Source organism: Archangium sp. (assembly GCF_036388035.1).
In the GTDB taxonomy this organism is placed as follows: domain Bacteria; phylum Myxococcota; class Myxococcia; order Myxococcales; family Myxococcaceae; genus Archangium.
This window is the reverse complement of sequence record NZ_DASVSO010000903.1, coordinates 1-11,046: the sequence shown is the minus strand read 5'-3', so window position 1 is coordinate 11,046 and position 11,046 is coordinate 1. Positions and strand designations below refer to the sequence as shown.

The window sequence follows — 11,046 nt, the reverse complement described above, 5'->3', positions numbered from 1 at the left end:
GATGTGCTCGCGCGTCTGGGGCATCGGGCCGTCGGCCGCCGAGACCACGAGGATGGCGCCGTCCATCTGCGCCGCGCCCGTGATCATGTTCTTCACGTAGTCGGCGTGCCCGGGGCAGTCGACGTGCGCGTAGTGGCGGTTGTCCGTCTCGTACTCGACGTGCGAGGTGGCGATGGTGATGCCGCGCTCCCGCTCCTCGGGCGCGTTGTCGATGTCCGCGAAGCTGCGGGCCTGCCCGCCGTACGTGTCGGCGAGCACCTTGGTGATGGCCGCCGTGAGGGACGTCTTGCCGTGGTCAACGTGGCCGATGGTGCCGATGTTGACGTGGGGCAAGCTTCTGTCGAACTTTTCCTTGGACATAACGCTCCTCGAAAAATGGAGCCCTGAACCAGGATTGAACTGGTGACCTCATCCTTACCAAGGATGCGCTCTGCCAACTGAGCTATCAGGGCTTGTAGACTTGACTCCTACAACTGGAGCGGGAAATGGGATTCGAACCCACGACATTCAGCTTGGAAGGCTGACGCTCTACCAACTGAGCTATTCCCGCGATTGCTGATGGAGGGGGTTGGATTCGAACCAACGAAGGCGTAGAGCCGGCAGATTTACAGTCTGCTCCCTTTGGCCACTTGGGTACCCCTCCGCAACGCACTGCTCAACTACCGCACTACTGGTGTTTCTTCCTACTGCTTTTTTCGTCCCGGGCCCTCATCCGCGGCCCCGTCCTTCTTGGCCGGCGGCGGGATTTGAACCCGCGACCTACTGATTACAAATCAGGTGCTCTACCAACTGAGCTACACCGGCATCCACTCCGGCTGCTTTCTCCCCGACCCACCCTCCCCCGCCCGGAGCCGTCAACCGCCCGTCCCCGTCGAGGCGCGCCCTTTTAGAAGTCCCCGTCGCTCAAGTCAAGGAGTTTGATCCCGACGGTTTCAACTTCCGGCAACAGGACGCGCCCCCCGCTGCCTAGCGGCCTCGTATAGCAGAATCGCCGCAGAAACGGACGCATTCAGGGAACCCACCTGACCGAGCATCGGAATCCCGAGCCGGAAGTCGCAGTGCTTCAGGACGCCCTCGCGCACGCCCGCTCCCTCGGCCCCCACCACGACCGCCAACGGTCCGTCCAGTCGCGCCCTCCACAGGGGCTCGTTCGAGTCGGGGTCCGCCGCAGCGATCCACACCCCCGCCTCCTTCAGCTCCTCCAGGGTCCGGGAGAGGTTGACCACCCGAGCGATGGGACAGTGCTCCACCGCCCCCGCGGACGCCTTGGCCACCACGCCCGTCACCGGCACCGCCCTGTCCTTGGCGATGATCACCCCGTGCGCCCCCAGTGCGTGCGCCGAGCGGATGATGGCTCCAAAGTTGTGCGGGTCCTGGATGCCGTCCAGCACCACCAGCAGCGGCGGACGACCACTCTCCTCGGCTGCCTCCAGCAAGTCCGACACATCCACGTACTCGAAGCCGCGCAGCTCGGCGATGATGCCCTGGTGCACCCCGCCGTCCGCCATGGCGGCCAGGCGCTCCCGAGGCACTCGCTCCACCCGGATGCCTGAATCCCTCGCCCGGCTGAAGATCTCGGCCGCGGCCTTGGCGGCCAGCTGCCCCTCGGCCGTGAAGAGGCGCTCCACCCGCTCCGCGTGCGCCCGCAGGGCCTCGAGGACCGGGTTCACCCCGTACACGTAGCGCTCGCGCTCGCCCCGATCGCGGTCCCCACCGCGCTCGCCGCCCCCTCGCTCCACGCGTTCGCGGTCTCCACCGCGCCCGCGCTCGCCTCGCTCACTGCTCCTGGGCTCACTGCTGTTGGGGGAACGCTGGCGCGCCACGGTCTAGAGAACCTCGACGGGGATGGAGAAGGTCTTCTGCTGCCGGGCGCACAGCTGCTCCGAGCAGATGAAGAAGGTGAGCTTCGCCTCCAGCGTGCCCTTGCCGGCCGCCGGGGCCTTGAACGGCACCTCGAAGCGCGGATCCACGAACTGCTGCCCCGCCGCCTTCTTCGCCACCGAGTCCGCCAGCGCCAGCTTCTCCTTCGCCGGCGACACCTGCGTGCCCTTGAGCTCCAGCTTCAGCGGCGCCTCGTCGGACACGTGGGCGCCCGACTTGCTCTTGATGGACAGCACGAACACGCCCTCCTCGCCGGCCTTCACCTTGGTGGAGGTGCCCTCGGTGCTCACCTCGTACAGGGTGGTGGGGTCCACCTGCTCCGCGGCCTGGACCTGGGCGCTGGCGAGGGCCACCACCGCGGCGGCCAGGGACGTGATGCGTCGGAAGTTCAGCATGGTCGTTCTCCTCGGCGGGACTCGGGCCCACCCTATAGCCGACCCTCTGACGTCCGGGGACCTCTTTCTGTTCACGCCCCTCCGGCGGAGGCCTTGGAGGGGCGCTTCCGTCGGGTCGTCACCGGCTCTGGCTCCGGCAGCCCCACTTTCGGGCCACCAGCCGCCAGTTCCTCCGCTCGCTGGATGATGATGCCGGCCAGGTCCAAGCCCGTGGCCGCCTCCATCTCCGGAAGGGCCGGGGAGCTGTTGACCTCGAACACCTTGGGTTGCCCCTCCGGCACGTCGAGCAGATCCACCGCCGCCACCTCCAGCCCCACCAACACCGCCGTCTTCTCCGCCGCCAGCCGGTGCGCATCCGTCAACTGGAGGGGCTCCAGCCGGGCGCCCCGGTTCAGCGTGTAGGAGAGCCGTCCGACCCGCGGCCGGCGCTTCACCGCCGCCACCGCCCGGCCTCCCACCACCAGCACCCGCACGTCCTGCCCCGTGTTCTGCACGTACTGCTGGACCACCAGGTCGTGCCCCAGCCCGAGGATGGCCTCCAGCGCGGCTTCCAAGGACTGGAGGCTCTCGCACACCATCACCCCACGCTTCTCCTGGCCCTGCAGCAGCTTCACCAACACCGGCACGCCACCCACCAGGCCCACCATCGCCTTGAGGTCCCCCGCGTCACGCGCCATCACCGTGGCCGGGATGTGAATGCCGTGCGCCGACAGGAGCTGCAGCGAGCGCATCTTGTTGCGCGACTCGGCGATGGCCCGCGCCGTGTTCACCAGCGGAACCCCGCACATGGCGAACTGGTTCACCACCGCGAGCCCGTAGGTGTTGATGGACTGGGCAATGCGCGGGATGACCACGTCGCACGGCGACAGCTTGCGGCGATGGTAGTAGAGGTTGGCCCGCTGCCCGTCCAGGTGCATCTCCACCCGGACCGGGTTGAGCACACGCACCTGGTGCCCTCGCGCGCGCCCGGCCTCGACCAGACGCTTGGTGGACGAAATGGAGGCGGAGCGCGAGAGGATGGTGATCTTCATGGGCGGCCAGGGCGGGCGCCGGAGACATAGCCCCGGCCCCTCACCACGTAAAGCCGCCCCCGAGAACTACCGGCGCTGCACGGCGCGCACTTCGATGTCCACCGGATCGATCGCCGTGGAGTTCTTGATGCGCGTGCACAGGTCACCCTTGAACTCCACACCCTCCGACGGCAGGTTCAGCCGCCAGGTGTTCTCACCGGCCTCGACGCGCTCCTTGTTGATGTAGACGACGACCAGGTTCTCGGAAGACGGGAGCTGATCCGGGGGAATCTGGAGGAGGCAGGGATTGGCAGGACCCACCACCTTGCTGATCGCCTCCAGAGCCGCCGACAACTCCGTCTGGTTGCCCGCTTGGTAGAAGCGGCGACGGCACGTCTTGGCCGTCGTATCGCACGTGTCACCCGCGCCGCAGTCCGCGTCCGCGGTGCACGCCTTGGCCTCGAGCGCGAATCCGCCCGCCTCGGCCATCGCGTTGAGCACCTCCGTGCCATTGCCCGTCGCCGTCTCCGCGCCGAAGCCGATGACGATGGTGCGGATCTGCTTGTTCCTCAGGTTCCGCACCGCCGTCACCGAGCCGTCCTTGTCGAGGCAGCCCAGCTTGTCGTACGGCGTGGACTCGCAGAACGAGGTGTTCTCCAGCGTGCAGCGGCATCGGTCGGGAGTGGCTTTCGTCCAGAAGTTCTCGTTGTTCTCGTTGCAGTTGGGCAGACCGTCCGTCAGCAGCAGGACGAGGTCCTCGCGCCCCTCCACCTGCATGTCCGGGAGCGTCCCCAGGTAGTTGAGGCTCGTGCTCGTCGGGGTTCCGCCCTCCGGCTTGCCCGCCGCGGAGTTGGGGATGTCCTGCAGCGCCTTGTTCACGGCGGCGGCTTTGGCGATCAGCGTGTTGTCATCCTCCTCCGTGGGCAGCGCCTCGCGCAGCGCGGTGGTGCCTCCGCACACCGTCCCCTGAACGAGTTGCTTGCCCGGGTAGGTCGCCAGACCCATGCGCGCAATCCGGCCGTTCTGGGTGAGGAACGTGTTCATCGCGCCCTGCAGCGCCCGCCAGCGCGTGGGGCACGTCGTCGGGCACGGCGCGTCGCCGCCACAAGTGCTGCCCGAGGACAGCTTGCAGGCCGGGAGCGCCGGATTGAGCGGCAGCGTCATCGAGCCCGACGTGTCCACCAGCAGCATCAGGTTGGGCTTGAGGGCCTTGGCCTCTACCCTCGTCTCCACCGTCGTCTGAGAGACGGCGAGCGGCTCCACCGGCTCGAAGTCATAGGTCTGGCAGCCGGTGGCGAGAACACCACCGAGAGTGCCCACCACCAGGGAGAGCAAGAGGGTCAGTTTGGCGCGCATAGATTGAAGTCGCTCCTCGAAATCGGGCGCGGGCTCACCCCGCGCTCACATAGGGACCGGCCCCGAAAGCGTGCCGAGGATACCCTCCGCGACGCGCCCACGGCCAGCCATCAACGCAACGCCTCCCTAGAGGGCGAGGGTGCGTGCACCTTCCGTCAATCTCCACAAGGACGCGAGCCCCATCACCTCGTCCAGCGTCCCCTTCAGCTGCTCCGGCGCGTATCCACAGATTCTTACCGTGGTGTCGCACGCCACCAGCTTCGCCCCCAGCCCCCTCGCCTCCTCCAGCATCCGCGCTGGGGGAAGCACCCCAAGCCCCTCCGCCCTCGCACTCTCCGACAACTCCTTCTCGCTGTGCGGCTGCCCGAAACTGCCCCGCACCAGCGCTCGCAGCGCGTCGAAGGCGAAGACGAAATACACCTCATCCCCCATCGCCGCCGCGGTGATGCCCATCGAGGCCGCCTGGAACGCGGGCTCATACGTGGCGTGCTGCAGGAAGAAGAAGACACGTCCAGCCATGGTCGCGCCACATACCGGGCGCGCCCAACGACTTCAACCCAACGCCGCGCCACTTCAAGAATCCACTCTCAACGAAAGACACCCGGGGTGCGTCGAATCCACCGTGGCCTCCGGCCTATAACCAGGGTCCGTCAAAGGTCCGCAACCGAGGGAGCTCCCCCCCATGTCCATCTCCCGGCCGCTCGTCTCCGCCCGCCCCACCCCGTCCACTCGCGGGTGGTGTGCCCGCCTGGTGCCACCGTGCGCGCTCGCCGTGCTGCTCCTCACGGGCCCCGACCAGGCCGGTGAGGCCGCCGCCGCCCGGATGCCTCCCTCCGCCCCCAGCGCCCCACAGGCCCAGGGCACGCTGCACGAGGAGATCCTCCGCCTGCTCGACAGCCCCGAGTCCTTTCCCCGCGAGGCCGACTGGGCCCCGCTCGGTCCCGAGGCCCTCACCGAGCTCACCGGGCTCGCCCACAACCCCAAGGCCCCCGAGCCGCAGCGCACCCGCGCCGTCGCCGCCATGGCCGTGGTCGCCCACCCCGAGGCCTCCCAGCGACTCCAGAACCTCGCGCGCAGCTCGGCCACGCCCGCCTCCGTGCGCGCCGCCGCCGCCCTCGCTCTCGGTCGCCGCGTGGGACTCGAGGCCATTCCCCTGCTCACCCCCCTCATCGAGGACCAGAGCGAGCCCGTGCGCGCCGCCGCGGCCCAGGTTCTCGGGCGCATGGGCGGGGCCGAGGCCCGGCGCGTCCTCGAGGAGCGGCTGCCTCTCGAGGAGAGCCGGGCCGTGCGCGAGGCCATCCAGCAGGGGTTGATCCACGTCGAGCCGTAGCGGAGCCTGTCCGGCTTCGCTCCGAGGCGCTCGCTTCGGGCCCGGGCTTTCGTTAGATGGGGGCCATGCGCCCCACCGTGCTCCTCTTCGACATCGATGGCACCCTCGTCACCACCGGAGGTGCCGGTCGCCGTGCCATGGAGCGAGCCTTCGAGCGACTGCACGGCCGCCGTGATGCCTGTGACTCCTTCAGCATGTCCGGGATGACCGACCGGGCCATCGTCCGCAAGGCGCTGGAGTTCCTCGGCGCTCCTACCTCCCCAGACGCCATCACCGCCGTCATCGACGCCTACCTCGCCGCCCTCGCCGAGGAGGTGCCCCGCGTCCATGACCGCGACTACCGCCTCCACCCCGGCATGCGCGAAGCCGTCGACGCCGCCCACGGACGCAAGGGCTTCGCCGTGGGGCTCGGCACCGGCAACGTGCGCGAGGGCGCTCGCATCAAGCTCGAGCGCGTCCGCATCCACGACCGCTTCTCCTTCGGCGGCTTCGGCTGCGACCACGAGGACCGCGTCGAGCTCATCCGCCATGGCGCGAAGAGCGGCGCCGCCCTGCTCGGCGTCCCCGTCGAGCAGTGCCGCGTCGTCGTCATCGGCGATACCCCCAAGGACGTCGCCGCCGCCCAGGGCATCGGCGCCACCTGCATCGGCGTCGGCACCGGCAACTTCACCCCCGACGCCCTCCTCGCCTCCGGGGCCGACTACGCCTTCCCGGATCTCACCGCCCGTGAAGCGCTCGCCGTCCTGCTCGACGGGCGTTGAGCCGGGCTCTCTCTTCCGGCTCCTCCGCCCCGGGTGTGGTATCTCGGCCGTCCCGCTCCGGACCCCAGGAGGCCCCACCCCATGTCGCTGTCCACCCTGGAAGCCTACGATCTCGTCCGTTTCGCCGAGGCCTTCGACTCCCGCCTCGCCGCCGCCGATGAGCTGCTCGCGGGCCGCTCAGGCCTGGAGCGCGAGAAGGAGTGGCTCGCCACCGCCCTCCAGATCGTCCGCACCGAGCGCGCCCCCGCCTCCTCCATCCTGGAGAAGGTCCGCGACCTGCCCGAGCTCGAGGAGGTCCGCGAGGAGTTCGCCTTCACCCTCCAGAATGTCTGGGTCGACACCCTCGAGAAGCTCCACGCCGGCATCACCTTCTGTGCCAGCAGCCGCGCCCCCGTCATCGAGGCCCTCTTCCCCCACCTCAAGTTCCCCCAGCTCCGCCGCGCCTCCCGCGAGGCCCTCCAGGAGTTCGCCGCCAACTACGAGCGCCGGCTGAAGTCCTCCTACGTCTCTCGCATCCTCGCCCGCGACGACTTCTCCTTCGTCCGCCCCGTGCTGGAGCAGGTCGCCGCCACCTGGTCCCAGTGGCAGGCCTGCTTCGTCCCCGTCCAGCTCCCCCATGAGCAGGCCGCCCCGCTTCGCGCCGAGCTCATCGCCCTCGGCAAGCGGCTGGACCTCGGCCTGCGTCAGGCCCGGTGCCTCGCCGAAGCCGCCCTCGCGCCCCTCCCGGAGGCCTTCGAGAACGCCGGCCTCGCCGCCAAGCCGCGCAAGCGCGCCGCTCGCGGACTGCCGTTCCTGGAGTCCCCCGAAGCCCCTGCCACCGAGGAGGCCCCTGCCACCGAGGAGGTCGCCCCCCTCGCGAGCGATTCCGTCGAGCCCAGTGCCGCCGAGCTGGCCGAGCTCGCGGCGCTCTCCGGGCCGGGTTCCTCGGAGCCTCTCGCCGAAGCCGCTCCCGCCTCCGAGACGGCCGCCGCGGCTCCCGAGGTCCCGCTGACTCCCGAGCCTCCTCCCGCCGCCGAGCCTCCCGCGGCCGAGCCCACCGCCGAGGCCTCGGCTCCGGAGACGGCTCCCGAGACGAAGTCCGCTTCGAAATCGGCCACCAGGCGAGGGCGCAAGAAGGCGAACCCCAAGTCCTCCTCCTCTGAATCCGCCTGAAGCAGGTCCCTCGCTCCACCGTTAAGAGGAATCGGCCATGGCCGACGTCGCCCTCCCCATCGATCCGCTCCTGCCGGAGATCGTCGCCACCCTGCGGGGCGCGAAGTCGCTCGTGCTGGAGGCCCCTCCTGGCGCCGGCAAGACGACCCGCGTGCCCCGCGCCCTGCTCGAAGCCGGCATCGGCCAGGGCAAGGAGATCGTCGTCCTCCAGCCTCGCCGCCTTCCCACCCGGCTCGCCGCCCAGCGTGTCTCCGAGGAGATCGGCGAGCGCGTCGGAGAGACCGTCGGCTACCAGGTCCGCTTCGAGGACGTCCGTGGCCCCAAGACCCGCCTCTCCTTCGTCACCGAGGGGGTGCTCGGTCGCCGGCTCCTCTCCGACCCCACCCTGCGTGACATCGGTGTGGTCGTGCTCGACGAGTTCCACGAGCGTCACCTCTCCGCCGACATCTCGCTCGCCCTCCTGCGCCGCCTCCAGCAGGGTCCCCGGCCCGACCTCAAGCTCGTGGTCATGTCCGCCACGCTCGAGGCCGCCCCCATCAGCGCCTACCTCGACAACTGCCCCACCCTGCGCTCCGAGGGCCGCCGCTTCGACGTCTCCGTCGAGTACCTCCCCACCGCCGATGACCGCTACCTCGATGCCCAGGTGCTCTCCGGCATCAAGCGGCTCCACGCCAACGGGCTCGATGGGGACGTGCTCGTCTTCCTCCCCGGCGCCGGAGAAATCCGCCGCGCCAAGGACGCCTGTGCCGAGTTCGCCGAGCGCCACGGGATTGACCTCCTCCCGCTCCACGGTGACCTGACCCCCGCCGAGCAGGACCGCGCCGTGCGCCGCAGCTCCCGGCGGAAGATCATCCTCTCCACCAACGTCGCGGAGACCTCCGTCACCATCGACGGTGTCGCCGCCGTCATCGACAGTGGACAGGCCCGCGTGGCCTCGCACTCGCCCTGGTCCGGCCTGCCCATCCTCAAGCTCTCCAAGGTGAGCCGGGCCTCCGCCACCCAGCGCGCTGGCCGCGCCGGTCGTACCCGCTCGGGCCACTGCCTGCGCCTCTACACCCAGCACGACTTCGACGGCCGCCCCGACCAGGACGCCCCCGAAATCCGCCGCATGGACCTGGCGGAGACCATCCTCGCCCTGCGGGCCTCGGGCGTGAAGGACCTCGGCGCCTTCCCCTTCTTCGAGCCACCTCCCGCCGCCTCGCTCGAGGCCGCGGAGACCCTGCTGCGCCGGTTGGGCGCCGTGGCCTCCGATGGCTCCGTGACGGACATCGGCCAGCGGCTCCTGCGCTTCCCCCTCCACCCACGCCAGGCCCGCATCATCGTCGAGGGGGAGCGGCGCGGGGTGGGCGCGGACGCGGCGCTCCTCGCGGCCCTCGTGGGCGAGCGCGACATCCGCCGCGAGGCGCGCACCAACCTCTCCGGTCCCAACCGCGGCGCCGCCAACGTCGTCGCCGGGCCCTCGGATCTGCTGGAGCTGCTCGAGCGCTTCCGCCAGGCCGAGCGCGCCAACTTCTCCCCCGGCCGCGTGCAGTCCCTCTCCCTGGAGTCGAGCGCCGTGCAGGCCGTGGACCGGGTGCAGCGCCAGCTCCGGCGCGCCGTGCGCGAGCAGGGTCAGAAGCCCTCGCGCCCCGAGGCCGTGGAACAGGCGCTGATGCTCAGCGTGCTCGCCGGCTATCCGGACCGGGTGGCCCGGCGCCGCCGGCCTCGCGCCCCCGACCTGCTCCTCTTCGGCGGAGGCACCGCCCAGCTCTCCGACGTCAGCGTCGTCCAGGAGCCCGAGCTCATGGTCGCCGTGGACGCCGAGGAGCGCCCCGGTCGCGGCGTCATCATCCGCCTCGCCAGCGCCGTGGAGCCCGAGTGGCTGCTCGACCTGTACCCGGAGGCCCTGGAGGAAGTGGACGCCCTCCAGTGGAACGCCGAGGCCAAGCGCGTCGAGCGCATCACCCGCCTCGCCTACGGCAACCTCGTCCTCGAGGAGACGCGCACGCCCGCACCTCCCTCCGAGCAGGCCGCGCGCGTGCTCGTGGAGCAGGCCCTCGCCGCCGGTCCCGGCCGCTTCGCCGACCCCGAGGCCCTCCAGCAGTGGCGCACCCGCGTCGCGCTGCTCGCCCAGGCGTTCCCCGAGGCCAGCTTCCCCACCGTGGACGACGCCTTCATGCGCGACTCGCTCGCGTCCCTGTGCGCCGGGGCCCGGAGCTTCGCGGACCTCAACGGCGTGTCCCTGATCGACGCGCTCTACTCGCGCCTCACCTCCGAGCAGGCGCGCCTGCTGTCCAACCACGCCCCCGAGAAGGTCTCCCTCCCCGGCGGACGCACGGCCAAGGTCCACTACGAGCCCGGCAAACCCCCGTGGGTCGAGTCCCGCCTCCAGGACTTCTTTGGCATGGCCCAGGGGCCCAGCGTGTGTGCCGGGCGCGTACCGCTCGTGCTCCACCTGCTCGCGCCCAACATGCGCGCGGTGCAGGTCACCACGGATCTCGCCGGCTTCTGGGAGCGGCACTACCCCGCGCTCCGCAAGGAGCTGTGCCGCAAGTACCCCAAGCACAGCTGGCCCGAGGATCCGCGCCATGCGCAGACGCCCGCCGAGCGTGGACGGCGCATCTGACACGCGTCACACGGAGTTCACTCGTCGAGAAGGTGTGACCACACGGGCCGCTCATCCCTGGAGCGCCTGGGCTCCCGCCCCCTGGGGCTCACTTCATCAGGGGTTGCAGTAGAATAAAGGCTCCATGAGCCAATTCATGCCGACCCCCGAGTCGGTCGCGCAGTTCTACGACCAGTTCACCCCTTTCTTCGAGATCGTCTGGGGCGAGAGCATTCATGTGGGCTACTGGCCCGATGACTCCACGGGCGGCAGCATCGCCGAGGCGCAGGTGCGTCTCACCGAGATCATGGTGGGCAAGGCGCAGGTCCGGGAGGGGCAGCACATGCTGGACGTGGGGTGTGGCACGGGTGGGCCGGCCATCCACCTCTCGCGGGCCACCGGGTGCCGGGTGACGGGTGTCTCCGTCAGCCCGAAGCAGGTCGAGAAGGCCAACCACCAAGCCGCCCGCGCGGGGCTGGGCGAGCGGTTGAACTTCCAGGTCGCCAACGCCATGGCACTGCCGTTCCCGGACGCGTCCACCGATGCCGCGTGGGCCTTCGAATCGCTCTTCCACATG

11 protein-coding genes and 4 tRNA genes are annotated in these 11,046 nt (G+C 70.1%); 5 read left to right on the top strand and 10 right to left on the bottom strand.

All coding sequences use genetic code 11. The features are described 5' to 3' along the window. The 10 genes from VF697_RS37080 to VF697_RS37035 all read right to left on the bottom strand — a co-directional run. A partial coding sequence (locus VF697_RS37080; protein WP_331102631.1) for a GTP-binding protein occupies positions 1–360 on the bottom strand: 360 nt, incomplete at its 3' end. A 16-nt stretch (positions 361–376) separates the two neighbouring features. Then, a tRNA-Thr gene (locus VF697_RS37075) sits at positions 377–452 on the bottom strand. 22 nt (positions 453–474) lie between these two features. After that, positions 475–550: transfer RNA gene (locus VF697_RS37070), tRNA-Gly, on the bottom strand. A 9-nt stretch (positions 551–559) separates the two neighbouring features. Then, a tRNA-Tyr gene (locus tag VF697_RS37065) sits at positions 560–643 on the bottom strand. Between the two features lie 88 nt (positions 644–731). Continuing rightward, positions 732–804 (bottom strand) — tRNA-Thr (locus tag VF697_RS37060). A gap of 128 nt (positions 805–932) precedes the next feature. Beyond that, a complete protein-coding gene (rlmB, locus tag VF697_RS37055; RefSeq protein WP_331102629.1) occupies positions 933–1,739 on the bottom strand; it encodes a 23S rRNA (guanosine(2251)-2'-O)-methyltransferase RlmB in 807 nt (268 codons plus the stop codon). A gap of 87 nt (positions 1,740–1,826) precedes the next feature. Then, the gene (locus VF697_RS37050) at positions 1,827–2,276 is read right to left on the bottom strand and encodes a hypothetical protein (protein WP_331102627.1); all 450 of its coding nucleotides are present in this window, start codon (positions 2,274–2,276) and stop codon (positions 1,827–1,829) included. Positions 2,277–2,347: 71 nt separating this feature from the next. Next, positions 2,348–3,307, bottom strand: coding sequence for a RimK family alpha-L-glutamate ligase (locus VF697_RS37045; RefSeq protein WP_331102625.1), 960 nt, complete (start codon positions 3,305–3,307; stop codon positions 2,348–2,350). A gap of 66 nt (positions 3,308–3,373) precedes the next feature. After that, entirely contained in the window at positions 3,374–4,642 is a 1,269-nt protein-coding gene (gene cglB / locus VF697_RS37040) for an adventurous gliding motility lipoprotein CglB (protein ID WP_331102623.1), read from the bottom strand. A gap of 126 nt (positions 4,643–4,768) precedes the next feature. Beyond that, on the bottom strand, positions 4,769–5,161 hold the full coding sequence (locus VF697_RS37035) for a hypothetical protein (protein ID WP_331102621.1): 393 nt from the start codon (positions 5,159–5,161) through the stop codon (positions 4,769–4,771). Between the two features lie 163 nt (positions 5,162–5,324). On the opposite strand from VF697_RS37035, the gene VF697_RS37030 reads away from it, so the two are divergent. The 5 genes from VF697_RS37030 to VF697_RS37010 form a co-directional block, all read left to right on the top strand. After that, positions 5,325–5,972: a HEAT repeat domain-containing protein gene (locus tag VF697_RS37030; protein ID WP_331102619.1), complete on the top strand. Its 648-nt coding sequence runs from the start codon at positions 5,325–5,327 to the stop codon at positions 5,970–5,972. A 56-nt stretch (positions 5,973–6,028) separates the two neighbouring features. After that, positions 6,029–6,733: an HAD family hydrolase gene (locus VF697_RS37025; protein ID WP_331102617.1), complete on the top strand. Its 705-nt coding sequence runs from the start codon at positions 6,029–6,031 to the stop codon at positions 6,731–6,733. Positions 6,734–6,814: 81 nt separating this feature from the next. Further along, positions 6,815–7,885, top strand: coding sequence for a hypothetical protein (locus tag VF697_RS37020; RefSeq protein WP_331102615.1), 1,071 nt, complete (start codon positions 6,815–6,817; stop codon positions 7,883–7,885). A 37-nt stretch (positions 7,886–7,922) separates the two neighbouring features. Continuing rightward, positions 7,923–10,490, top strand: a complete 2,568-nt coding sequence (gene hrpB / locus VF697_RS37015) for an ATP-dependent helicase HrpB (RefSeq protein ID WP_331102613.1) — start codon at positions 7,923–7,925, stop codon at positions 10,488–10,490. Between the two features lie 124 nt (positions 10,491–10,614). After that, positions 10,615–11,046, top strand: a 432-nt coding sequence (locus tag VF697_RS37010; protein ID WP_331102611.1) for a methyltransferase domain-containing protein, incomplete at its 3' end; no start/stop codon positions are given.

What these genes read in the sequence shown, in the direction of transcription:
- VF697_RS37050 (WP_331102627.1), bottom strand. Translation starts at nt 2,276, where the DNA reads ATGCTGAACTTCCGACGCATCACGTCCCTGGCCGCCGCGGTGGTGGCC.
- VF697_RS37045 (WP_331102625.1), bottom strand. Translation starts at nt 3,307, where the DNA reads ATGAAGATCACCATCCTCTCGCGCTCCGCCTCCATTTCGTCCACCAAG.
- cglB (WP_331102623.1), bottom strand. Translation starts at nt 4,642, where the DNA reads ATGCGCGCCAAACTGACCCTCTTGCTCTCCCTGGTGGTGGGCACTCTC.
- VF697_RS37035 (WP_331102621.1), bottom strand. Translation starts at nt 5,161, where the DNA reads ATGGCTGGACGTGTCTTCTTCTTCCTGCAGCACGCCACGTATGAGCCC.
- VF697_RS37030 (WP_331102619.1), top strand. Translation starts at nt 5,325, where the DNA reads ATGTCCATCTCCCGGCCGCTCGTCTCCGCCCGCCCCACCCCGTCCACT.
- VF697_RS37025 (WP_331102617.1), top strand. Translation starts at nt 6,029, where the DNA reads ATGGGGGCCATGCGCCCCACCGTGCTCCTCTTCGACATCGATGGCACC.
- VF697_RS37020 (WP_331102615.1), top strand. Translation starts at nt 6,815, where the DNA reads ATGTCGCTGTCCACCCTGGAAGCCTACGATCTCGTCCGTTTCGCCGAG.
- hrpB (WP_331102613.1), top strand. Translation starts at nt 7,923, where the DNA reads ATGGCCGACGTCGCCCTCCCCATCGATCCGCTCCTGCCGGAGATCGTC.